Origin of the sequence: Colwellia polaris, assembly GCF_002104515.1 — a bacterium.
In the GTDB taxonomy this organism is placed as follows: domain Bacteria; phylum Pseudomonadota; class Gammaproteobacteria; order Enterobacterales; family Alteromonadaceae; genus Cognaticolwellia; species Cognaticolwellia polaris.
Genome location: NZ_NBOE01000005.1, coordinates 26,246 through 51,402, shown reverse-complemented (window position 1 = coordinate 51,402; position 25,157 = coordinate 26,246). Strand labels below are relative to the sequence as shown.

The 25,157-nt window shown below is 37.4% G+C and carries 20 protein-coding genes and 1 tRNA gene; 8 read left to right on the top strand and 13 right to left on the bottom strand.

The genetic code is table 11. The features are described from left to right. Nucleotides 1–162 precede the first annotated feature (162 nt). A tRNA-Ser gene (locus B6A32_RS09900) sits at nucleotides 163–253 on the bottom strand. A gap of 287 nt (nucleotides 254–540) precedes the next feature. On the opposite strand from B6A32_RS09900, the gene B6A32_RS09895 reads away from it, so the two are divergent. Continuing rightward, a complete protein-coding gene (locus B6A32_RS09895; RefSeq protein WP_085303482.1) occupies nucleotides 541–2,001 on the top strand; it encodes an MATE family efflux transporter in 1,461 nt (486 codons plus the stop codon). A 139-nt stretch (nucleotides 2,002–2,140) separates the two neighbouring features. Here the strand turns inward: B6A32_RS09895 and B6A32_RS09890 are convergent, their stop codons facing one another. The 3 genes from B6A32_RS09890 to B6A32_RS09880 all read right to left on the bottom strand — a co-directional run bounded on the left by B6A32_RS09890 (nucleotide 2,141) and on the right by B6A32_RS09880 (nucleotide 5,380). After that, nucleotides 2,141–3,853 (bottom strand): SulP family inorganic anion transporter, encoded by a 1,713-nt coding sequence (locus B6A32_RS09890; protein WP_198946901.1) that lies wholly within the window; start codon nucleotides 3,851–3,853, stop codon nucleotides 2,141–2,143. 216 nt (nucleotides 3,854–4,069) lie between these two features. Further along, nucleotides 4,070–4,609: a hypothetical protein gene (locus B6A32_RS09885; RefSeq protein ID WP_085303481.1), complete on the bottom strand. Its 540-nt coding sequence runs from the start codon at nucleotides 4,607–4,609 to the stop codon at nucleotides 4,070–4,072. Nucleotides 4,610–4,684: 75 nt separating this feature from the next. Next, entirely contained in the window at nucleotides 4,685–5,380 is a 696-nt protein-coding gene (locus tag B6A32_RS09880) for a HupE/UreJ family protein (protein ID WP_233131374.1), read from the bottom strand. 118 nt (nucleotides 5,381–5,498) lie between these two features. On the opposite strand from B6A32_RS09880, the gene B6A32_RS09875 reads away from it, so the two are divergent. The 3 genes from B6A32_RS09875 to B6A32_RS09865 all read left to right on the top strand — a co-directional run bounded on the left by B6A32_RS09875 (nucleotide 5,499) and on the right by B6A32_RS09865 (nucleotide 7,406). Next, nucleotides 5,499–6,242: an ABC transporter permease gene (locus B6A32_RS09875; protein WP_085303480.1), complete on the top strand. Its 744-nt coding sequence runs from the start codon at nucleotides 5,499–5,501 to the stop codon at nucleotides 6,240–6,242. 83 nt (nucleotides 6,243–6,325) lie between these two features. Beyond that, complete coding sequence (locus tag B6A32_RS09870; protein WP_085303479.1) at nucleotides 6,326–6,721, top strand: antitoxin Xre-like helix-turn-helix domain-containing protein; 396 nt, start codon at nucleotides 6,326–6,328, stop codon at nucleotides 6,719–6,721. 1 nt (nucleotide 6,722) lies between these two features. Next, on the top strand, nucleotides 6,723–7,406 hold the full coding sequence (locus B6A32_RS09865; protein ID WP_233131373.1) for an RES family NAD+ phosphorylase: 684 nt from the start codon (nucleotides 6,723–6,725) through the stop codon (nucleotides 7,404–7,406). Nucleotides 7,407–7,644: 238 nt separating this feature from the next. Here B6A32_RS09865 and B6A32_RS09860 read toward each other — a convergent pair whose 3' ends face one another. Then, nucleotides 7,645–9,441, bottom strand: a complete 1,797-nt coding sequence (locus B6A32_RS09860) for an acyl-CoA dehydrogenase C-terminal domain-containing protein (RefSeq protein ID WP_085303477.1) — start codon at nucleotides 9,439–9,441, stop codon at nucleotides 7,645–7,647. A gap of 415 nt (nucleotides 9,442–9,856) precedes the next feature. On the opposite strand from B6A32_RS09860, the gene B6A32_RS09855 reads away from it, so the two are divergent. The 3 genes from B6A32_RS09855 (at nucleotide 9,857) to B6A32_RS09845 (ending at nucleotide 12,709) form a co-directional block, all read left to right on the top strand. Beyond that, the gene (locus B6A32_RS09855; protein WP_085303476.1) at nucleotides 9,857–10,519 is read left to right on the top strand and encodes a nitroreductase family protein; all 663 of its coding nucleotides are present in this window, start codon (nucleotides 9,857–9,859) and stop codon (nucleotides 10,517–10,519) included. A 5-nt stretch (nucleotides 10,520–10,524) separates the two neighbouring features. Beyond that, the gene (locus B6A32_RS09850; protein ID WP_332888766.1) at nucleotides 10,525–11,457 is read left to right on the top strand and encodes an alpha/beta fold hydrolase; all 933 of its coding nucleotides are present in this window, start codon (nucleotides 10,525–10,527) and stop codon (nucleotides 11,455–11,457) included. 346 nt (nucleotides 11,458–11,803) lie between these two features. Then, nucleotides 11,804–12,709: a bile acid:sodium symporter family protein gene (locus B6A32_RS09845; protein WP_085303475.1), complete on the top strand. Its 906-nt coding sequence runs from the start codon at nucleotides 11,804–11,806 to the stop codon at nucleotides 12,707–12,709. A 276-nt stretch (nucleotides 12,710–12,985) separates the two neighbouring features. Here the strand turns inward: B6A32_RS09845 and B6A32_RS09840 are convergent, their stop codons facing one another. Further along, nucleotides 12,986–14,575, bottom strand: coding sequence for a hemerythrin domain-containing protein (locus B6A32_RS09840; RefSeq protein ID WP_085303474.1), 1,590 nt, complete (start codon nucleotides 14,573–14,575; stop codon nucleotides 12,986–12,988). Nucleotides 14,576–15,129: 554 nt separating this feature from the next. Between B6A32_RS09840 and B6A32_RS09835 the strand changes: the two genes are divergently transcribed. Next, a complete protein-coding gene (locus tag B6A32_RS09835) occupies nucleotides 15,130–15,822 on the top strand; it encodes a crotonase/enoyl-CoA hydratase family protein (RefSeq protein WP_085303473.1) in 693 nt (230 codons plus the stop codon). 174 nt (nucleotides 15,823–15,996) lie between these two features. On the opposite strand, the gene B6A32_RS09830 is transcribed toward B6A32_RS09835, so the two are convergent. From B6A32_RS09830 to B6A32_RS09800, 7 genes are all read right to left on the bottom strand, one after another. Continuing rightward, a complete protein-coding gene (locus tag B6A32_RS09830; RefSeq protein ID WP_085303471.1) occupies nucleotides 15,997–16,908 on the bottom strand; it encodes a haloalkane dehalogenase in 912 nt (303 codons plus the stop codon). Nucleotides 16,909–16,977: 69 nt separating this feature from the next. Next, entirely contained in the window at nucleotides 16,978–18,150 is a 1,173-nt protein-coding gene (locus B6A32_RS09825; RefSeq protein ID WP_085303470.1) for a vWA domain-containing protein, read from the bottom strand. A 5-nt stretch (nucleotides 18,151–18,155) separates the two neighbouring features. Further along, entirely contained in the window at nucleotides 18,156–18,989 is an 834-nt protein-coding gene (locus tag B6A32_RS09820; protein ID WP_085303469.1) for an AAA family ATPase, read from the bottom strand. A gap of 61 nt (nucleotides 18,990–19,050) precedes the next feature. Next, nucleotides 19,051–19,965, bottom strand: coding sequence for a DUF1295 domain-containing protein (locus B6A32_RS09815; RefSeq protein ID WP_085303468.1), 915 nt, complete (start codon nucleotides 19,963–19,965; stop codon nucleotides 19,051–19,053). Nucleotides 19,966–20,000: 35 nt separating this feature from the next. Then, a complete protein-coding gene (locus B6A32_RS09810) occupies nucleotides 20,001–22,127 on the bottom strand; it encodes a molybdopterin oxidoreductase family protein (protein WP_085303467.1) in 2,127 nt (708 codons plus the stop codon). A gap of 216 nt (nucleotides 22,128–22,343) precedes the next feature. After that, nucleotides 22,344–23,342, bottom strand: coding sequence for an NADP-dependent oxidoreductase (locus B6A32_RS09805; RefSeq protein ID WP_085303466.1), 999 nt, complete (start codon nucleotides 23,340–23,342; stop codon nucleotides 22,344–22,346). 117 nt (nucleotides 23,343–23,459) lie between these two features. Next, nucleotides 23,460–25,118, bottom strand: a complete 1,659-nt coding sequence (locus B6A32_RS09800; protein ID WP_085303465.1) for an AMP-binding protein — start codon at nucleotides 25,116–25,118, stop codon at nucleotides 23,460–23,462. Nucleotides 25,119–25,157 lie beyond the last annotated feature (39 nt).

Sequence of the window (25,157 nt, the reverse complement as noted above, 5' to 3'; positions counted from 1 at the left end):
TTAACTTCAAGGATGAAGTTATGCGGTTTTACAGTGATGTAATAAAAACCTAGAGATAGAGATTTGAACTCTACTCGAAGGATTAGCGCTACAAACCCTTTTTATTCATTCCTGAAATGCAAAAAGCCCGCTAATCTTTCGATTAACGGGCTCTTCTTAATGTGGCGGTGAGATAGAGATTTGAACTCTAGAAGGGCTACAAACCCTTGCCGGTTTTCAAGACCGGTGCTTTCGACCACTCAGCCATCTCACCTGAAGTTCAAAAGCATTGCTGCTTCAGAACGGGGCGAATAATAAATACTGTTAACGCCTTTGTAAAGTGCTAATTGCTAATAATAGCCATTTTATTTAATTTTTATTACCGAGTGCTGAATAAACCATCAAATATAGCTTTTTTTACTGCCCTACTCACGCTTGCAGTTGTTTATGTTTTCAATTTTTATCTAATAAATTATTTATTACGATTTGTAACAAACGTATGCAACAGTATTTATGTGCTCAACTGTTATACTGTTTTATTGCAATTTTTAAGGAGATAGCGTGCAAAAATCAAGCCCGTCGGTTGCTGATCGAAGTTTACTTCGTTTAACTTGGCCAATTTTTATTGATCTGTTTTTCATTTTTATGATTAATGTTACCGATGCTTGGTTTTTAAGTCGTATATCTGATACTGCAGCGGCATCTATTGGCGCTGTTATGCCGATTTTGGGTATAGCATTTGCACTATATAGTACACTGCATCAAGGCGGTAGCAGTGTTGCCTCACAAAGAATTGGTGCTGGAGATTATAGTAAGTTAGCTTCTACTTATGGCGCTCTTTTTGCGGTCTTGCTTTTCGGTGGTGTTTTTCTAACCGTTATGATGATGAGTTTTGCCCCTACTTTTGCTCAGTGGATGGGTTTGCAAGACGATATGTCAGCCATGGCAAGTATTTATTTAAGTACTATTGGTATGGGCACTTGGGTGCTGGCAATTCGTTTTGCTGCCGCTGCCGTTTTAACTTCGCAAGGTAAAACGCACTGGAACATGTGGTCTACTTTTATCATGACCATAGTTAACATACTTTTTAATTATTTATTAGTTGATGGAAAGTTCGGTTTTCCTGCGCTTGGTGTGCAAGGCGTGGCTTATGCTTCTGTAATAGCATGGGTTGTAAGCTTATGTTTTACCTTAATTATTATTAAGCATTTACATATTAAAATAACTTTGCCCAGTAATTGGCTGCTGTTTAAAAAAGACAGTACGCCGATATTAAAAATAGCACTTCCTTCTGTGTTAGAGCCTATGTCGTGGCAGCTTACGCAAATAGTGATGACGGTGATGATCGTTACTATGGGCGAATTAGCATTGGCTACTCGCATTTATACCTTTAACTTGTTATTTACAGCGATTCTTTATGGTTTTGCGATCAGTGCTGGGGTACAAATTAAAGTAGCTCACTTTATAGGTGCGAAACGATACAATGAAGCACATGAACAATTAATGTTAGGTCTTAAGATAGGCCTTGCTGGTGCGATGTTCTTTGTATTTACGTTATTAACCTTTTCTGAACACCTTTTTAGTATCTTTACCTCAAATACCGACATATGGGCCTTAGGTCGATTAATACTTTGGGTGGCCATTATGGGAGAGTTTGGTCGCAGCATTAATCTTATTGTTGGCGCGTCTTTAAGGGCTTCTGGCGATGCTCGGTATGTGTCAACTATCGGTTTTGTCTTAATGTGGTTTATCGCCCTACCTTTATCTTGGCTTTTAGGGCTTCATTTTGCCTTTGGTTTAATCGGTATTTGGTTTGCAACAAGCTTAGACGAATGTATTCGTGGTGTTATTGGCTTTAAACGCTGGCAAAGCGGTGTATGGCGAACTAAAGGGATATATGCTGATGATGTATTGTTAAATGAGCCGAGCATTAATGAAAGTGTAGATTGCCAAGAAGCAAATGACTGTTTTGATGTTTTAAATTCAGATGAACCCGACCCGAAAACATCTAAACCTGATTAGCTTTGATGTTTTATGTTATTGCTTCTGTTTAAGTTTATCTAAATAGAAAAGCATGTTGTTGCTATTAACGAGTGTACAACATGCTAGTAAACGAAACGCTAGCTAATCAACGTGGATAAATAGTGTGAACAGAACACTGTTAGATTACCTCAACTTGCTCTTCTCTGGCAGTAATTTGTTTAGCTTGATTAATCCTTAATGCTAAGTACAAATCTGAGTGAACGTATATTCCTTCATTGCCTGATTTTATGTCTGTAGTTTTAAACCACGCTAACAGTTGTCTTTTCCTTCCTGCAATTTCTAGGCGTACGCCACGTTTTCTAAAAATGGTGTCTAAATCGGCTAACATTGCCATGACACTTAAATCTAAATGAGTAAAACACGGTACTGCATCGATAATTACGCATTCAATATCATCTTTTTGTCTTGCGTATTGCTCTAATAACCTGCGCTTGAAAAAGCTTGAATTGAAGTACGTAAGCGGTGAATTAAAGCGATAGATAAAAATACCATCTATTGGCTTGGCTTTATCGGTAGTATCTAAACTTCTTACAACGCCTTTTATATCAACACCAAGTATGTGATCTGTAGGTCTCATGACTGTTCTAATAAATTGAAATAAACCTAATAATACAGCCAGCGTAATACCAGGAATAACACCAATAAAAAGTACAGCAAATAAAGTTGTTAAGGTTAAGTAAAAGGCTTGTTTATCTTTTAATCTTAGTTGCCAAACAGACTTTAAATCTAACAGATGCGCAGAAGCAATAATTAACACAATACCCAAGGCGGCACTTGGAATATATTCAAGTGGCGCTGTGATATAAACAGCAATAACGCCAATAATAATTGCAGCAATAATAGAAACTAACTGAGTTTTACCGCCGTTAACATCGTTTACTGCAGTACGAGAGGCTGCGCCACTAACGGCAAAACCTTGAGAAAGTGCTGAAGCAAAGTTAGCTAGCCCTAAGGCCATAAATTCTTTATCTGCATCAATTTCGTAACCATTTTTGGCGGCAAAACTACGAGCGGTAAGCATTAAACTAACAAAGCTGACAATAGCTAAGTTAAGTGCTGGCATGACTAATTCTCGAATAATACCGACATTAAACTCGGGCGCTTTAAATAATGGTAATCCCCCGTCTACAATCCCAATGGTTTTAATTTGGAATTGTTCTAGGTTAAAAAGCCACACTAACGCCGAGGCAATAGTAATGGCGAACATAGAAGCAGGCCAAGTAGGTTTCATACGCTTAAGGAAAAAATAAATGCTAACGGTAAGCAAGGCCATTAATAACGTTGGTACGTGGGCTTGTGAAAGATACTGAGGTACACCGCCTAATCGCTCTAATAAATACTTTTCGTCAAAGGTAAAGCCAAATATTTTAGAGAATTGACCAACAATAATGGTAATAGCAACACCATTTAATAACCCCATTAAAATAGGTTTTGATAAAAAATCTGCCAATACACCGAGTTTAAAGCGACTGGCTATAATACACCAAAAACCGGTCATGATTGTCATGGTAATAACTAATTGCCAATGCTTAACAATATCACCTGCTGCCAAAGGTGTTACAACGGCAGCAATTACTGCGCAGGTTGCTGCATCAGGACCAACAATTAATTGTTTAGAAGTGCCAAATAGCGCATATATCACCATAGGCAAAATACAAGAATATAAGCCAACAGCAGCATTAACGCCGGTAAGTTGTGCGTACGCTATTGCAACAGGTAACGCCACAGCTGCTACTGACAATGCAGCTTTTACGTCATCAGCAAACCAAGTACGTTCATAGTTAAATAGCACTTGTAAACCAGGCATGAAATTATATAAACGGGACAACAAAGCTATTTCCTTAGTAAGCTGCTAATACCCTAATAATAAGGCTAGAAAGTAATAAAATATAGTGAGTAAATGTACAAATTGTATGAATTTAATGTTTTGGTTAAGGCCAAACTTGAAGCTGACATGTATCATTTCCCCCATATTTTTATGGTTATTCATTTAAATGAATTTTCGCTGATAAAACCTAAGTAAACGTGAGCTTTGTGAAGCACTACATTAGCCTTTTATGGTGTAGTAGCCTTTAGTTGTTAATGATACATCTACATCATTCGAACTATTGTTTTTCCAATACCAGCCGTGTGAGCCGTTAAATGGTGTAGTTAGCGAGCCCTTCATATTGTTTGATGTTGTAATAGAAAAACTTTCGTAATAGCCAGTGGTGTCACCTGCGGGCTCTCCATGAAAGTCAAAATAAAGCGCTGTGCCATCAGTTTGCCATTCATACTCTACATGCGCATGCTTAGCCATATTCAGTTTATACTCTAGTCCTTTGCCTGCAGGAATAGTAATGGTTATAGTGTCGCTCCGTAATACATCACTTTGTGCTCCACGTTCGATGACAACCTTTTCTGTTGGTGTTTGATCTACATTAGCTATCGCCGTAAGGCCTAGTTTATTTCCTACCCCTGTTGGGTCAATATTATATTCTGCAGGTAAAATACAAGTGATAAGTAAAATTATAGCCACCACAGATGCTATAACTCCTGCTTTAATTAATGTTTTATTGCTCTGTACTGGAATACTAAATTCGTTCACGGGCGATCCTATTAGTTTAAATTGGTCTTTAAGCGTTTATTTGCAACACATTACTTTGCGCGCTATTAAGTATTATTAATTGACAAAATAACCAGTAAGTTGCATGCCTATAAGCATGAAACCAGCACTGATTAATGCAGTATTAGTAGCAACTGAAAAACTCAGATAACTTGGATATTTTCGCCATATATTCAAAACGATTAATACTATTGTTAGGGCTAAGAATTGACCTATTTCAACGCCAATATTAAATGAAATTATGTTGGTGATTAATCCTTCCTCCGGTAATTTAAACTCTTGTAATTTTGTTGCTAAGCCAAAACCATGGAAGAGACCAAATATGATCACCGCAATTTTTGTATTAGGTTGGCAATTAAATAACCGTTGAAAGCCCCCTAAGTTATCAAAACCTTTGTAAACGACTGATAAACCAATAATGGCATCAATTATATAAGGATTTATCGCAATATGACTAAACACGCCATAAAGTAAAGTTAAGCTATGCCCTAAGGTAAATAAGCTAACATATAGCAGAACATCTTTGCTGCGAAATAAAAAGAACACCACGCCAATCAGAAACAATAAATGATCGTAACCCGTTAGCATGTGCTTGGCGCCAATATAGATAAAGGGAAATATTGCTGCTCCTTGGTTGCTCTCTAAAAATTGTTTTGTTGCTTCGTCTACGCCATGCGCTAAAAGTGAAAATGAAGTAAAAATGGTTATTACAACCAATAACGTCTGAATCAGTTTCTGACTGGCACTCTTCAATGTATGTTCCTTGTTATTAATGCTTTTAAACAGGAGTTTGGCCTGAGTAATTCTATAATTGTATCTCTTGGAAATATAATAAATAATAGCTTTATCATTAAAAATATTATTCATACTCATGAACAATTCACCGCAATTAATCAGCTTAATCGACCTTGCTATTGCTTTTATTCCAGTAGGTGTCGCTTTATTTTTTCTCTATTTATGGTCTTTAAATGCTAAACAAGCGAGTTATGCAATTTCTCGAATGTTAATACAGTTATTACTCATTGGCTATGCATTGAGTTATATATTTTTTTCGGATAATGCTTGGTTAATAACGGCAATATTATTCGCTATGGTTGGCATTTCTTGTTGGATAGCGTTACGCACCCTTGCCAGTTATCGATTACTGTTATTTAAACATGGCTTTATTGCCATTTTTTGTGGTGGTGGTTTTACATTATGTTTAATTACCCAAGGAGCATTATCGATAAGTCCTTGGTATCAAGCACAAGTAATTATCCCGCTAGGTGGAATGATATTTGCCACCGCGATGAACAGCATTAGTTTGTGCGCAGAGCGGCTATATGCTGAAATGAGTAATAAAATACCGTATCAACAAGCCAGAAAAAGTGCGCTCAATGCAGCCACTATACCGGTTATTAATACTTTATTTGCTGTTGGCTTAGTGTCTATACCTGGCATGATGACAGGCCAAATTCTCTCTGGTGTTTCACCGTTAATTGCGGCTAGATATCAAATAATTGTTATGTGTATGATATTTGCCTCTGCCATTATATCAGCGGTAATATTTTTAATTTTATCAGAGAAAACCATAACGTTAATGGCAAGTAATAATTCAAAACCGGCAAACGATTAGTTTCATTTAGCACGAACAATTGAAAATAGTTTATTTTGGGACTACAATTACATTATGTTTTCAAAAGCGACTAGGACAATTTAATGACGGTTTCAAAACATCAAAATACCCCACCGAAAATCAATAGTTCGGTGGCATTTAAGCTTGGTAGTAATATTCTAGAAAAATGGCAATGTAGCGCGAGCGACAAGCAAGCAATACTCGGTTTAACCAAAAGTAGCTATTATCGTTTTCAAAATAACGAAAGTGCAACGCTATCAAGCGATCAACTAGAGCGTATTAGTTATATCGCTAATATTCATCAAGCGTTAAAAATGATTTTTTCAAACCCAGACAACATTTATGGTTTTATGGCGATGAAAAACAATAACCCATATTTTAATGGTAATTCACCACTAGCACTTATTTCAACGGGAAAGTTTGGCACTTTATACGAAGTATTTAAACGCATAGATGCTATGCGCAATGGTCAATGGTAACGTGAAACTTCCCAATGACATCATTAAATTAGTCGATAAAGTGTCGTACCGCTTGGTCAATTCAAAGTTCCCACCGATCACACTTTTTGATGATGTAATAAGTCATGAAGATTTTGATGCCGTTTACGCTATTCAAGCATTAACAAACCCGAGAATATTAAATGAACTGGGTGATTTATCGCTGCTGCCGAGTAATGAAATTCCGTTTGGCATTGATGGTGTAAATTACGTTACTGCCCCTTTTACGCACATAAATGTAGATGGCTCTCGCTTTAGTGACGGTACTTTTGGCATACTTTACCTTGCCGATACCATTGAAACCGCAATTAAAGAAACGCTGTATCATCAAGAAAAGTATTTTAAGAATGTTAGCGGCTTGCATTACGACACCATAGATATGCGCTGCTTAAAAGTCATATTTAGTGCTGAGGTTATAGATTGTACTGATGTTGCAGGTATTTATGAGTCTGACGATTATATAAAGCCCAGAGAATTAGGTGCACAACTTAAAAAAAATAATGCTCAGGGTATTCATTATCATTCAGTTAGAAATAACAATGCTACTTGCTGGGGTTTGTTTTCCCCTCTTTATGTTAATAGTGCAATTCAAACTAAGCATTTTGAATTTATTTTTGACGGTAAATCAATAGCAAAAGTTAGAGAGTTAGTTAGCGGGATACGCTGAAGTGACTTTTTAATAAAAAATACCAGCACTGAATCAGGTACAAAACATGATACAAAACAAGAATGGCGATAATTTACTATAAGAGTAAATCATCGCCATTTTTATATATTAGCGTTATCGCATCATCAAACGTTAAATCAGTAGGATATTACGGTATGTTTACTACCTCTATCCTACTTTAATATCCTGCTGATATGATAAAGCCAACTCTATTATTAAATAACCATTTAAGCGTTATTTAAAATGCAAAGTCTTCGCTATCTAAAGACATCATAGAGTCTACACCGCCTTCAATACAGGCTGCGTGTCCTTGTGCGCGTGGTAATATGCGCTTAAAGTAAAACTCACAGGTTTGAAGTTTAGCTTGATAAAACGCTTCATCATCTGCACCACTGGCTAACTTACTTTGTGCAACTGACGCCATTTGCGCCCAAAAGTAGGCCAAAGTAACGTAACCAGCAAACATTAAGTAATCAACTGAGGCACCACCAATTTCATCTGGGTTACTCATGGCTTTTTTACCAACATCGCCAGTAATGCTCTGCCATTGTTCACAATAACTCGCTAGTGTTTTAACATGCTCTGCTAAAGCTGGGTTGCTTGCGTTTGCTTGGCAAAAAGCACCAACATCGGTCATAAATGGCTTTAAAATAGCCCCTTTACTCCCTAAAATTTTGCGCGCCAATAAATCTAATGCTTGAATACCTGTAGTGCCTTCATAAAGACAACTGATTTTAGTATCGCGCATCAGTTGTTCCATGCCCCACTCTTTGATAAAACCATGACCACCAAAAATTTGTACACCGTGACTAGTACACTCAAAACCAAGTTCACTCAGCAAAGCTTTGGCAATCGGCGTAAGTAACGCAAGTTTGGTATCTGCTTGTGCAACTTTGTCAGCGTCTTTTTCAGCATGTGTTATATCAACTAATTGCGATAAATAAGCAACCAATGCGCGACCACCTTCAGCAATCGACTTTTGCGTTAATAGCATACGACGTACATCGGGATGAACAATAATTGGATCTGCAGGACCATTAGGATTTTTTACACCACTAATAGAACGCATTTGTAAGCGATCTTTTGCATACGCTAATGCACCTTGAAAAGAAGCCTCAGTTGCCGCAGTACCTTCTAAAGCCACACCTAAACGAGCAGCATTCATAAAAGTAAACATGCAGTTTAAGCCACGGTTAACTTCACCTATTAAATAACCTTTTGCACTGTCAAAATTGATCACACATGTCGCGTTGGCATTAATGCCCATTTTGTGTTCAATTGTTCCACAAGTTACGCCGTTTCTATCAGCAATAGTTCCGTCGTCGTTAACGTTAAATTTAGGTACGATGAAAAGCGAAATACCTTTACTACCTTCAGGAGAACCTGGAATACGGGCAATAACAATATGGACAATGTTGTCAGATAAATCATGTTCACCAGCAGAAATGAATATTTTTGTACCTGTTAACGAGTAGCTACCATCGTTATTTAGTTCTGCTTTAGTACGTAACATGCCTAAATCAGTACCACAGTGAGGTTCAGTTAAGCACATAGTGCCTGTCCAGCTACCTTCAACCAACTTAGGCATAAATTGTTGTTTTTGCATGTCAGTACCATGCGCTTCAATGGTTGCTAATGCGCCGTGGCTTAAGCCAGGATACATGGCAAAACTGTGATTCGCCGCCGACATCATTTCGCTAATGGCACCATTGAGTGAATGTGGTAAGCCTTGACCGCCAAATTCTACAGATTGTGATAATGTTGGCCATCCGCCTTCAACATATTGCTTGTATGCTTCTTTAAAACCGTCAGGTGTTGTTACCACGCCATCGGTCCAAGTACAGCCCTGTTGGTCACCAATTTGATTAAGCGGCGCTATAACTTGTTCAGTAAATTTTGCTGCTTCGCCAAGAATAGCGTCGATCATATCGTCGCTTGCATCGCTATAACCAAGTTGTTGATAGTGCTCATCACAGTTTAACAACTCTTTCATAACAAACTTAATATCACGGATCGGTGCTTTATACTCAGGCATTATGTCATTCTCCAAATTATTTTTTAACAAACTTTATGTTGTTTTACGCTTAATCATTTCTAGTAAGATTTTATAAATTCTATGCTAATCACAAGGCAGTTATAAAACAAATGAATATTTTTAATCACTCACTATTAACTATTCGTATACAGCAAGCCAAACAAATATATCGATAATTTTACTGCTGTCAAGATTGATTTTATGATATTTGACAATTGTCAAGATAACGAATAAAAATGTGACAATTATTCCACTAGTATATGTTATTTGAATACAGCGCCATTATAATTATTCATTGGCGTTATAAAAATATCAGCTTTAGCATGACAAGATAAACTTACCCCGAGTTTGTGATAACTCGTTGTTAAAGTTAACTATATAAAATTACCTTACGATTTTAAAAAGGATCTCTGTTATGTCTGTTATTGCTTTATTAGAAAAACGTTACTCAGCTCGTGCTTATTTAGATAAACCTGTTTCTCAAGCATTGCTCGATACTATTTTTGAACAAGCACAACAATCACCATCTAACTGTAATGTGCAGCCTTGGCAAACCTGTGTTGTTTCAGGGGCAATGAAAGACCAGCTGAAGCAAGATCTTGTTGCCACGGTAATGAAAGGCGAAGCGCCAAACCCAGACTTTAACTGGCTACCCAAATACGAAGGTATTCATCGCGATCGTCAATTTGGCTCTGCAAATGCCTTATATAGCGCAATCGGTGTCGCTCGAGAGGATAAACGCGGCCGACAAATGGCGATGATACGCAACTGGCAATTTTTTGATGCACCGCATGTCGTATTTTTTACTATGGACAAATACCTAGATATTATGGGTGCCGTTGATTTAGGGATTTACGCGCAGTCGTTAGCACTAATATTAGCTGAACATGGTCTTTCATGTTGTATGCAAGGTGCTTTAGGGCAATTTCCAGATCCCGTTAAAGCAGCGCTGAACCTACCTGAACAGCGTGGAATTTTATTTGGTATGTCGTTTGGTTACGCTGACGAAAGTGCTGCAGTTAACACCACTCGTACCGAACGAGAAGCTGTATCAAATGCCGTTAAATTTTTTAGCTAATATTGATGCCAGCTATGTCGCTTACTAGCCACTATATAGATATTGAAGGTGTTAACATACATTATGTTAGCGCCGAACCAGATTTAAATAAAAAAAACAATTCCAACAACAAGCCCACATTGGTTTTTCTTCATGGTTTTCCTGAGTACTGGCAGGCCTGGCAACATCAACTGAGCTATTTCTCAGATAATTATCGTGTCATTGCCCCCGATCTACCCGGTTATAATTTAAGCGACAAGCCCGATGATATTAGTTTTTATCAGGTGCCAAATTTAATTAACTTTTTCAGTAAATTTATCGCTGCGGTAAGTCAAAACCAAAAAGTATTATTAGTGGCGCATGATTGGGGTGGCGCTATTGCATGGCCATTAGCAGCATTTTATTCCCAGTATATTGATAAGCTAGTTATTTTAAATGCAGCGCACCCAAGTACTTTCACTCGTGAAATGATCAACAACCCATTACAACGTAATAAAAGTGACTACATTCACCAATTAATTGACCTTAATGCGGAAGATTTATTGCAAGCAAATAATTACCAATACTTATGTGAGAAAATGCTTTTTGCTGACGGTTCTGCCGTATTGAATGCTGACACTAAAGCTAACTATATTGCTGCTTGGCAGCAAACGGGGGTTATTAATGGCATGCTTCAGTACTATCGTGCGATGCCGCAACTTGCTGCTAAAAGCGATGAGAAGGCAAACCAGCAAGTAAAGCACGTTAGTGAAATGAAAATACCTAATATTCGAGTCAATGTTCCAACCTTAATATTATGGGGAGAACAAGACGAAGCCTTTGTTGTGGAGAATTTAAATAACCTTGAGCAATATGTGCCCAACTGCACGATTGAACGCTTCAAAGATGCGAGTCACTGGTTAATGCATGAAAAGTCTGCCCAGATAAATATTGCGATTGAAAACTTTATAAACACTTAAGTTGTCTCTTAATAATTGCTGTTAGAAATTTACTTAGATAACGGCGTAAAGCTAAAAAAAATTAAGATAAAGGTAAATGAAAGCTTAATAAATATAGCTAGAGACATGCTCAAACACCGTCGCGGTATGGGTGTTGAACCAAAAAATAGTAAAAAGTACGTTATTTTGAATTTATAGGAAAGTAAGTATAGCGAGAAGAATGCAAGCCAAAGCAATTTATACCAAGTAACTGTGTCGTTATTCGTTTAGCGAGTTAAGCCAGTTAACGTTAAACCAAGATTAGTTTAACGCAGTTATTAAAATAAATTTAAACAAGAACGTTCAATAGCCTCTAATGGAGATGAATATGCAAGGCACAGAATTAGTTACATTTGTAAATACACAAGTGGTTCCAGTATGTATATTTTTGATTATGATGGGTATGGGGTTATCGCTGGTACCGAATGATTTTAAACGTATCGTAAAATACCCTAAAGCTGTGTCGATTGGTTTGCTCAATCAACTAATATTACTGCCTATTATTGGCTTTACGCTTGCTAATGTTATGCCGTTAGAGCCGGAATATGCGGTTGGTGTTATGTTGTTAGTGCTTTGCCCTGGCGGTACAACGTCAAACATGTTTTCACATATCGCAAAAGGCGATGTTGCCCTTTCAGTTACCATGACGGCGGTGGCAAGCTTAATTACCGTATTTACTATTCCTATCGTGTTAAATTTATCACTTGTGCATTTTATGGGCGAAGGTAATGCATTTCAATTACCGCTAATACCGACAATTATCAGCTTAATGAGCTTAACTATTATTCCTATTGCTATAGGTATGCTTATTAAGGCTTTTGCTCCTCGATTTGCTGACAGCAGCCAAGTGTTGGTTTCTAGGTTTGGTATTTTGTTTTTAACTTTATTGATAATATTTTTAACTTATGTCCAACAAGATATTGTTGTATCCGCTTTTATCGCTACAGGTCCTGTGTCTCTGATTTTAAATATTTCAACAATGGCGCTAGGCTATTATTCAAGCCGCTGGTTTGGCTTAAATGCCGCACAAACCACCTCGGTTACTATTGAAGTAGGCTTACAAAACAGTACCTTATCAATGTTTATGGCGTTAACATTATTAGCGAATTATAAAATGTCATTTACACCTGCTATATATACTTTGGTAATGTTGTTTACCGCAGGTGTATTGGTGAGGTTTTTGCGTGCAAGAGTTAACTTGCTGGCAACTCAAACTACACAAGCTAAAGTCTAACGAGCTAAAATGTCATAAAAATACTGATAGGTTCAACATTAGTTAGGTAATAATGTCGAACCTATCATTTAGTCATAAATAAAATTATAAATAAAAGTTATAAAACACATTCTAACAATTATGCTTAATTAAGTGCCTGAACACTTAGAATTATTATGACTAGAGATCATAGCGATAATTAATCAGAGTTAGTCAAAGTTAGCCAAAGTATGGCCTATAAAAAAATAACCAACATTTACACCCGTTAGTAGTCTACGTTACTTCATTTGTTGTAAATCAACTAAAGCTCTCATCTTCAATAGACAATGCATAGTCTTTAATAGATATATCTGACTTTAATATATGATTACTGAGCCAGTTGAAAATATACATAGCTATTTTATGTTGTAAATCAACGTTATAATGTTCTAGCTTCTTGATTAACGATTTAAAGTTTTCTCTAAATTCTTGGTGTTCTTTTACATGATTTTCTGTATCGGGATAGTTTATTTGCCTAAGTAAACTCTCTTCTGATGACAATTGTAAATCTATGTATGAAGATAAATGTTGCGCAAGCATAATGGCAGACTGTTTGTTTTCTTTATGATAAAAGTCATTTAACATGGTAAAAATAATCTCATGTTTTTCATCAATATCTTTATTACCTAATAGATATTTAGGCGACCATTTAAAGAGTTTGGTTTTATCTTTTTCATGATATTCAAGTACTTCATTGGGTAACTTTATGGCCTTAAGAATACTTTTTAAAATAGCACTTTTCTTAGAAGGTTTAATTAAGTAACCACTTAAGCCGAGTGGAAACCAACGTTTTATCGCTTCTCTATCACGATGTTGTGTGTAAGCAATAATCGGGACTTGGTTTCCTTTATCACGAATAATTTTTGTAATTTCAATGCCATTTAATGTCGGTAAATCATAGGCTAATAGTACAACGTCGGGTTGAAAGCTATGTATTGTATCAAGGGCTACTTTACCGTCATTAACCAATACATGTTTAAAAAAGGTGTCTGAAAATATTTTATCTATTACCCGAGTAAACATATCCGAAGGTTCAGCAACAAGAATCTTGTAACATGTAGTTTGCAAGTGCTCTATATCTTGTTCATCAACATTTAACAGCGCAGTATTAACGCCTATTTTATCTTGAGTTGCACTTTGTATCAGTTTTTCTTTAACGGCTTCATTATTGTCTTTTAATGCCAGAAGCTGATCTAAAATCCCCTCTATTTGAGTTGAAACTTTATCGTTCATTTGCTCTAAAGATAAGCCCACTAAATTTTGTAAAATAGCCTTAGCTTTTTGATTTTCAACAGCCGTATTAGTCGCATTAAGAATAGTATTTTCGCATTGGCTAACACCTGCAATAAATGTTTTTTTAAGTGCTATGCCATGTTCAATACAAGATGCAAGTTCGTCTTCACCGTTATTAACAAGTTGGTCTAATCCATCTTTTGTATTTTCTTCTATCAGCTTTAGCTCTTTTAGTAGCACTAACTTTAAGCGATAGGGTTCATTTAATGGGTTAATAATCGCATAGTCATCAAATAAACCATTTTCACAAGCTAAATATGCTCGGTAGGTTTCACGATTGTTAATCAACAAAATAGCACTATGAGCAGCAATATTTTGCTCATACTCTTCTAAATAATTGATATAGAATTCAATTGTGTTTTTAATGTTATTAGAAGAAAGTAATAAAACTTTAGGCTTTAATGCCGTTAGGCTATGTAACTTACTGGGGTTAAACTTGTAAGTTTTAAAATCTAAACCCAACTCTGTTATTTGTTCAATAGCAGCCTCAACAGTCTCTCGCTCTTGATAAATCATAACAATATCGGGTTGATTGGTGATTTTCGCAGGCTTCATTAGTTACTTCTCTCTATTCATAAAATATAAACTTATCCAGTAAAGTAAATTTTTTCTTGTTAGCTTATATAACTTTGCTGTGAAATTTATTAATGATATTAAAATTAAACAACTGATGATTTTTTAATAAATATATCGATAATGCAGACACTTACATAAGTAATAGTAGTTAGTGTTTTCAAAAAAAAAAGCGATCCATATTATTTTTTAGTAAAAAGTTTAATTTTTGTTAAAAAACTTAATTTGTAATGGCAACTTATATAACTTAATTGTTGATAAAATCGGCTAATTATTACTATATTGCAGAGATATAATGCAAAAAGTGGTCTAACTGTCGCGAAATAGAAAAATAATTTATGAATTGTCTTAATTTTTGATGATTGTTTCACTACCTTTGTTACTATGGTGTGGTTATTTTTAAATTTTGTATTCTTAGCGAAAAATACAACAACTAGGTTATTAATACACAAAGATCACTCAATTAGCTTTATTGTAGGTTGAAGTGTGATTTCTAATTTAATACCGTCATAAAAACACTGAAAATAGGAAGAACTGTGGAATTAATCGATTTTGATATTAATGAAAATATTGCAACAATAACGCTTAAAAATGGCAAAGTTAATGCTATCTCGCATCAGGTAATTGCTGAAATTAACGACGCTTTAGATCAAGCTGAAGCAGCTAGCGCTGTGGTTATTTTAACCGGGCAGCCAGGGATTTTCTCGGGTGGCTTTGATTTAAAAACCATGAAAGAAAGCTCTGAATCTGCTGTTGCTCTTGTAACGGCTGGTTCAACGTTATCGCGCCGTATGTTGTCGTTCCCTATGCCTATTATTGGTGCCTGTACAGGCCATGCTATTGCTAAAGGCGCATTTTTATTACTTAGTTGTGATTACCGTATTGGTAGCTTAGGAAAATTCAAAATAGGTTTAAATGAAGTGGCTATTGGCATGACCATGCACCAAGCCGGCATTGAAATAGCACGCAATCGCCTACCCATTAATTACTTAACGCGTTCGGTAATAAATGCTGAGTTGTTTTCACCAGAAGCGGCCATTGTTGCAGGATTTTTAGATGCTGCTGTTGAGCCTGAGTTGCTATTAGAAACAGCCAAAAATGCAGCACTACAAATGCAAACTTTAAATATGAAAGCGCATCACGGTACTAAATTAAAAGAGCGTAAAGATATTTTAGCCGCACTTGATGAAGCAATTGCACTTGATGCAAATATGATTTTGTCTTTATAGTCAGTTTTTTATTTAGCGTAGAGAAAAAAGAGCACTACATGTGCTCTTTTTTTATCAGAAATTTATATAGTATCTATATACTATTTATAAAAAGTATCTCTTATACCAATTGATTTAATGAATCGATCAATTTTAAACCGCTTTAGAATGATCGATTGTTTATATCAATTGGTATTATGCGCTGGTCGATTCTATAAACGCTTGAATAACTTGCGCAAGCTGCTCAGGTTGATCTTCCTGTAAAAAATGTCCAGCAGCTTCTATCGTGATATGTGCTTGCCCTTTCGTACCTGGAATAAGTTTTTGCATTATTTTATCACCGCCTTTGGTGATAGGATCGCTATCACTAAACGCTGTTAAAAAAGGTTTTTGCCATTTAGCTAACATTTGCCACGCCGCTTTATTACTTTTCGATGCGGGATCAGTCGGTCGAGTTGGCACTAATAACGGAAACTGTCGAGCGCCCTCTTTATATGCTTCGCTTGGATAAGGAGCGTTATAGGCGGCAATAGTACTTTCTGACAATGGCATTACTGCACCGCCATTGATTATAGCGCCAGTGGGGAATTCAGCCACCTCTTGGGAATACTTTTGCCACTGAACAAATGCTTCGCCTGGCGCATGTTCACCCGTAGGTAACATAGTATTTCCTGCAACCACACGTGCAAAACGTTGTCCTTCTTCAGCGACTAAGCGCAAACCGATTAAACCACCCCAATCTTGACAAAACAGTGTAATGTCTGTGAGTTCTAGTTGTTCTAGCAAACTGCGCATCCAGTCTACATGGCGCTGATAAGTGTAATCAGAACGCTTAGTGGGTTTGTCTGAGCGACCAAAACCTATAAGATCGGGAGCGATAACACGGTAACCTGCGGCAACAAGCAAAGGGATCATTTTACGATACAGATAACTCCACGTAGGCTCTCCGTGCATAAGTAATATAGGTGTTGCCGTTTTAGGGCCTTCATCTACATAATGCACTCTGAGTTGACCACCTTCAGTGTCATCAACAGTTAAATAATTAGCTGAAAAATCGTAATCTTCTAGTGCTGAAAAACAGCTATCATCAGTTCTTAAATATTCCATACATGCCCTTTACTTATTATTGTTATGTTTACTATGCGTTGCCAACTTGTGGGTTATTTATACTAAACGTTAGCTAAGCTCCTTAATTGCTCGCCCAATGCCATCTACGGTTAATGGAAACATGCGATCATCAACTAAACGTTTCATTATTGAAATTGAATGATGATATTCCCAATGGATTTCTGGTTGTGGGTTTAGCCAAGCCACTTTATTAAAGTGATTGGTAATACACTGCATGTATTCAACACCAGGCTTTTTATTCCAATGTTCAACACTACCACCAGGGGCGGTAATTTCATAAGGCCCCATGGTTGCATCGCCAACAAACAGTACTTTGTAATCACTGCCGAAAGTTCGAATAACTTCTGCTAAATCAACGGTATTAGTTCTACGTCGCGTGTTATCTTTCCATAAACTCTCGTAAACACAATTATGAAAATAATAAAACTCTAAGTGCTTGAATTCGGTATGCGCTGCAGAAAACAATTCTTCACAAGTATGAATATATTCATCCATTGAGCCACCAATATCGAAAAACATCAGCACTTTTACAGCATTATGGCGTTCTGGCTCCATATGCACATCAAGCAAACCACCATTTTGAGCGGTCGAGCGAATAGTCGTGTTAATATCAAGCTTTTCACTGGCACCGGTACGAGCAAATTTTCGTAATTTTTTGAGTGCAAGTTTAATATTTCGTGTGCCGAGTTCTCGGTCTTGATCGAAGTTTTTAAACTCACGCTTATCCCATACTTTTACTGCACGATTATTGCGATTACCGTCTTGACCTACTCGTATACCTTCAGGGTTATAGCCATAAGCACCAAACGGTGATTTGCCACCAGTACCTACCCATTTGTTACCGCCAGCATGGCGTTTTTCTTGCTCTGCTAGGCGTTCCTTTAAGGTTTTCATTAACGCTTCTAAACCGCCGAGTGCTTTTAATTTGTCTTTTTCTTCTTGGCTTAATTGGCTTTCAAACTCTTTTCTAAGCCATTCATCAGGCACAAGATTATCGAAAATATCGATTTTTTGAACACCGTCAAAGTATTCAGCAAAAGCACTATCGTATTTGTCGTAATGAATTTCATCTTTGACCATAACGACTTTCGCTAAATGATAAAAGTCTTCAACGTTGGCAAAAACAACACCCTTTTTTAACACGGCAATTAAATCGAGTAGTTCACGTAAGCTACACGGCACTTTGTGCTTTTTTAGGGTTAAAAATAAATCTATAAACACAGTGCTTACCTGTTTCTACGATTAAGAAAAGCCAGTTTTTCAAGTAGAGATACATCTTGCTCATTTTTAAGCAAGGCACCAAATAGCGGAATAATGTCTGATTTTTTGTTCACCAGTACATCTTGTGCAACATCATCAGCAACCAGTAACTTCAACCAGTCGATTAGCTCTGAGGTAGATGGTTTTTTCTTAATGCCAGGCAGTTCACGCAGATCGAAAAATACTTCGAGTGTTTGTGCTAATAAATCTTGCTTAACCTTTGGATGATGCACAGCAATAATTTGTTCCATTTCGGCTTTATTTGGAAATTTTATATAATGGAAAAAACAACGTCTTAAAAATGCGTCAGGTAATTCTTTTTCGTTGTTTGAAGTAATAATAATGATAGGGCGTTGCTTTGCTTTAATAACTTGTTGAGTTTCATAAACAAAGAATTCCATTTTATCGAGTTCTTGTAATAAATCATTAGGGAACTCTATATCAGCTTTGTCAATTTCATCAATCAATAGAATAGGACGTTGTTCTTCTTCAAACGCTTGCCAAAGTTTACCTTTAACAATGTAATTTGAAATATCGTGCACACGCTCATCGCCTAATTGGCTATCACGTAAGCGCGATACCGCATCATATTCGTATAAGCCTTGTTGCGCTTTGGTGGTTGATTTTATATGCCATTGATACAATTTACAGTTAAGCGATTTTGCTAACTCTTCAGCCAATTGTGTTTTACCTGTTCCCGGCTCACCTTTTATAAGTAAAGGTTTTTCGAGTGCTATTGCGGCATTTACGGCTAAACGAAGTTCGTCGGATGCGATGTAGTTATCTGTAGAATTAAACATTTTTTTACCTATATAGATGATACTTATATATTACAAGCATCATAGAAAATTAATCAGTTAATTAGCGTTTGTTAGGCCCTGGGAAAAATATATTGGTTGTTCGCTGGTACTCTTTATATTGCGGACGTTTCTGCACCGAGTAAAACTCGGCAGGCACCGCGCCGGTGTAAAAAACTAACGTGGTGTACATCATTCTTGAAGCGAGTAATACACCTACGCCAAGTAATAACCAAATAATCGTTGATTCTTGCTGGTATAACGCTAACCATGAAGGAATAGCGGCGATTACCAGCCCATTCCAAACCATCCATTCAGCAAAGTAATTCGGATGACGAGAGTATCGCCATAAGCCAACATTACACACGGTGTTTTTTTCACCTAAAGTTTTCATCTTTCTTAAAAAACGTAACTTTTGGCTGTCGGCAATACTTTCCATTACAAACGCGCCTAACCAAACAATTATACCGATAATTTCGAATACGGAAATAGTTGAACTTGGGTTACTAGCAATAATCAACGCTGGCATTGCAAGAAACGAAGCGTTAGCGAAACCTTGTAAAACGGCCTCAACTTGCATGGCTAGCGCAGTATTAGTTTTTCCGTCACGTTGCCAACGACGCTTTTGATACTCGTATCGCGGAAATTCTGTTTTTAAATGGCCAATTCGCCACATTTTTAATGCGCCTAAACCCATTCGACTACCGGCAAATATGTAAGCGATGCTCACTAGCGCTACACGAACTGAATCTCCATCGCTGTAAAGCCAAGTAATAACACCAATGAGGGTTAACCCCCATGGCCAGCCAATGTCGACATAAGACATTCGTCCGGTGCGCCAGGTTGGTAAACACACAACTAAAGCAAAGAGTAACAGCTGCAATAAGCCATTGATTAAACTAATAACACCAAAGCTAGCTGATAATAATAATAAAGCCCAGCCAGCAATGAATAAAAACAAGGGCGAAAAGTACTTCATTTAAGGACCTACCTTATTTCTGCATGAAATTTATTTTAATTATTATTTTCAATCACATGAAGTGAAACAGGCGTACCATTTAGCGCTGCGTTACCTGTTAACGTATCAACACGGTTGGTATCCGTTAAATCGTTAATACTTACCCCAGGTTGAGTGGCAGCAACCGACATTTTGGTGCCTTTTTGATTATGCCCCCACCCTTGTGGCATGCTGACAACACCTTTTTGAATATCGTCAGTAACCACAGCCGTGATCTCTATTGAACCTGACACCGAACTGATCTTAAGTAATGCGCCATTAGTAATACCAAGCTGTTGAGCATCTTCAGGATGCACTTCTAAGGTACAAGGGTTTTTGCCTTTAACTAAACGGGCTGAATTTTGTGTCCAAGTATTATGGCTTTTAACTAAACGACGGCCGATAAGATCAAAAGGATAGTCATTGTCTCGAGCAGGCTTTGACATAACAGCGTCAAGACGAGGTAAATCATCACTATAGAGTTTTGGTACCAAATCAATTTTACCATCAGCGGTTTTTATGCGTTCATCAAGGCATGGCATTAATGGCCCAATGTCGATGCCATGAGGATTATCAAGCAACTTTTGTAAACTTAAGCCCTGTTCACCGTATGGCCCTTTTTTAAGTTCCATATCTAAAATGACTTCAGGCGCAATGTTTTGTAAATGTGCGGGAATTGGCGTGTCACTCATGCGAGCTGAAATGGTTTGTAAAATTTCAGCGTCACTGCGTTGCTCAGCAGTTTTCTCAAATAACGGTGGAGAATATTTTACCGTATTACGTACTGAAAAAGAGTTAAAGAAAATATCGTATTGTGGGTTTTCTACCCCAGTAGTACCAGGCAAAATAATATTGGCATATTTGGTAGTTTCGTTTAAATAAATATCAACACTCACCATATACTCAAGACCAGTAAATGCTTCAGCCAGTTTATGGCCACTGGGACTAGAAAGCACCGGATTGCCAGCAACAGTAATTAGGCTTTTTATTTGTCCTTCGCCAGGCGTTTGAATTTCTTCTGCTAGAGTGGCCACTGGAAACTCACCATTAAAAAATGGCAGTTTTCTTACCCGAGTATGGTGTTGGCCAAACGAAGATTGATGGCCGCGTTTATGGTTTCTCAATAAATCAAAAGCAGGTTGTGGGAACATCGCTCCGCCTTCGCTATCAAAATTACCGGTTATAATATTCAACGCATTGGTAAGCCATTGACATAAGCCACCAAAGGTTTGCGTTGAAGCGCCCATACGGCTATAACATACTGCTGATTTTGCATGACAAAATTCATCAGCCAATGCTGATATTTCGTCTGCAGAAATACCAATAAACTCGGCTACTGCTCTAGGAGAATAAGCTGACACTAGGCTTTCAAGTGTATCTACATCATGCACTTTAGCTTTTAAATTGCCTAAATTTACCGCCTTTTGCTGAAAAACACGATGGATCATCGCCAGCAATAACAATGCATCTTTTTCCGGTCGAATAAATAAATGCTGATCGGCAACTTTAGCGGTATGCGTGCGACGAGGGTCTACTACAACCACTTTACCACCACGCTTTTGTATGGATTTTAAGCGACCAATTACATTGGGTGCGGTCATCATACTGCCATTTGACACTACAGGGTTTCCGCCAATAATTAACATAAAATCGGTACGATCGATATCAGGAACAGGAATAAGCATACCGGCACCAAACATAAAATTTGAGGCAACATGATGAGGCATTTGATCAGTTGAAGCCGAGCTAAAGCGGTTTATGGTACCTAGAGACTTCATAAACGGCTTTAAAAATAAAGAATTACCTAAATTATGGGCATTAGGATTACCTAAGTATACTGCTAAAGCATGCTTGCCGTGCTCGCCTTGAATAGCTTTAAATTTTTCAGTAATTTCATTAAAAGCGTCTTCCCAGCTAATTGCTTGCCAACCATTTTCGGTTCGTTTAATTGGTGTTTTTAAACGTTCGCCGTCTTCGTAAAAATCTTGCAGTGCTGTGGCTTTAGGGCAATTGTAACCTTTACTAAAAGGGTCTTCTTTATCCCCTTTAATGGAAAGTATTTGTTTATCTTGGTATTTGATTTCTAAGCCACACATGGCTTCACAGATATTACAATTTCGATAATGCGTTTTTACTTCGCTCATAAATATTACCCAACTAAATAAATGAAAACCCGATGACTGTATTTTATAAAAAAGCAATTTAATTACGATAAAGTCGCTAATAACTAAACACTGAAAAAAAGGCTATCGTTGAACCTAAAATCTGCAAAACGTGTTGCAAAATTTACCAAGATACAAAGATACTTTATGCGTAATTTACCGCCGGAATGTTTAACGTCCGACGGCTTTGATAACAGGTTAAAGTTTTACAATTAACTTGCCTTTGTTTTGTCCTGTAAAGAACAAATTTAAGCCTGTCATCGCTGATTCCAAGCCGTTTAATACATGAGCACGATGCTTTATTTTACCTTGCATTACATAAGGCGTAAGTTTTTCGAGTAATGCAGGAATTTCACCAAAATGATCAGGCATAGTAAAACCTTGAATGGTTAAACGCTTTTTGATGATTGGGATCCAGTTAGGTGCTAAATCAGGTGTTTGTTTAGCATAGTCAGCAATTAAACCACAAACGGCGACACGACCATGAGCATTCATACGATCAAATACATGATGCTGAATAGGTCCGCCTGTATTTTCAAAATATACGTCAATACCTTTTGGTGTTAGCGCGGCTAATTGTTCTGCTACGTTGTCAGATTTATAATTAACTGCGCCGTCAAAACCAAGCTCATCAACTATCCACTGTGCTTTTTCTTCGCTACCCACAACTCCAATAACGGTTAAACCATCTGCTTTGGCTAATTGCCCAACAATTGAACCTACTGAGCCCGCAGCACCTGAAACAACAAGCGTTTCGCCCTTTTGTGGTTTACCTATACTGTACAGCCCTTGCGTTGCAGTTAGTCCAGGTAGTGCAAACACAGATAAAATAGCTTCGTCAGGCAAAGGTGCAGCAACTTTATTTAGTCCTGTACCGTCACTAAGATGATATTGAGTCCAGCCCATCATACCCATAACGCGATCGCCAACCTGAAAGCCTGGATGATTACTTTCTACAACTTCACCAATACCGGAGCTGCGCATAACATCGCCTAAGGCTACAGGTGGAATATAACTTTCAGTGTCAGGGCTCATCCAGCCAAACATTGCAGGGTCGAGTGACATGTGATTTTGTTTAACTAAAAATTGTCCTTCGCCAACATGCGGTAATTCTTTTTCTACTACTTCAAATAGATCAGGACCAATAGGACCGCCGCTAGGACGGGCGATTAAGTTAATTGCGGTATAAGTTGTCATTATATTTCTCTTTGATATTTCAGTTTCTTCTTAGCCTAAGTAAGCGCTAAGAAGGTGGCTGTAAGGTTGTGTTAAGTTATCGTTAACTTAACATTAACTTAACGATAATCTATTGCGCTACTTTCTAAGCTCTTTGCGCAATACTTTACCCACATTGGTTTTAGGTAACTCAACCATAAACTCAACAAACTTAGGTCGTTTATAGTTTGTTAGCATTTCGTTGCAGTGATCAAATACATCTTGTTCAGTTAAGTCAGGATCCTTTTTCACGATAAATACTTTAACAGCTTCGCCAGTTGCATCGTTTTTAACGCCAATAGCCGCGGCCTCAAGTATACCTGCATGCATAACAAGCACTTCTTCGATTTCATTTGGGAAAACGTTAAATCCCGAAACGATTATCATGTCTTTTTTACGATCAACAATTCTAAAGAACCCTTCCTCGTCAACCGTAGCAATATCACCTGTAGCTAACCAACCATCTTTTAACACTTCATCAGTGGCATCTTGGCGATTGTAGTAGCCTTTCATGACTTGTGGCCCTTTTACCCACATTTCGCCTGGTTGCCCTATTGCGACTTCTTCACCGTCATCACCAATTAAACGAACATCAGTAGATGGAGCAGGCACACCAATTGATCCATTGTAACTTTCTTGGGTATACGGGCTCATGGTAACTAATGGAGAACATTCCGTTAAGCCGTAACCTTCGAGTAAACGTGTACCGGTAACTTTCTCCCAAAGTTCAGCAACAGGACGTTGCACGGCCATGCCACCACCAAAACCAAGTTTTAAGGTACTAAAATCGAGTTTATCGAAGCCAGGTGTATGTAATAAACCATTGAATAAGGTATTTACACCGGTAATAGCGGTAAAAGGATATTTACCTAATTCTTTAACAAAACCAGGCATATCTCTTGGATTGGTGATCAATAAATTAGCGCCACCAAAAGGAATAAAACAAAGGCAGTTCGAGGTAAGTGCAAAAATATGATAAAGCGGCAATGCGGTAACCATCATTTCATTACCCACTTCGTAAACATTTTTTGTTGAGGCGTTTGATTGCTCAACGTTAGCAATTAAATTTCGGTGCGTTAACATTGCACCTTTCGAAGGTCCTGTAGTACCACCGGTATACTGTAAAAAAGCTAAATCTTCGCCAACAACATTAACAGGTGTAAAGTTTAATGCTGCGCCTTTAGCCATAGCTTGATTAAACTTAATCGCGCCAGGCAAATGGTAAGAAGGGACTTGTTTTTTTACATATTTAATGACGCTATTAACGATAGCACCTTTAACAGCACTTAAGCGGTCGCCAACACGGGTAATAATAACTTGCTGTACATCTGTTTTAGCTATAACGGTTTCAAGTACATTAGCGAAATTTTCTAAGATCAAAATAGATTTTGCACCTGAATCTTTTAATTGATGCTGCAATTCTCGCGGAGTGTACAAAGGGTTAACATTAACAACGGTTAACCCTGAAATTAACGCACCAAATAATGCAATTGGATATTGCAAAAGATTTGGGATCATAATGGCAAACTTATCGCCTTTTACTAAGCCTAAGTCTTTTTGTAAATAGGCAGCAAAAGCTGTTGCTTGCTCTAATAACTCTTGGTAAGTAATACTTGAACCCATGTTGATGAATGCAGTGTTACTACTATATTGTTTCGTATATTTAAAAAATAAATCTGCTATTGAACTATATTTATCTGGGTTTATTTCAAACTCAACACCCGACGGGTAACTCTTTTCAAGCCAAATTTTATCCATTTATTTATCCCCCAACTACTTGTTATTACGACAATGTTA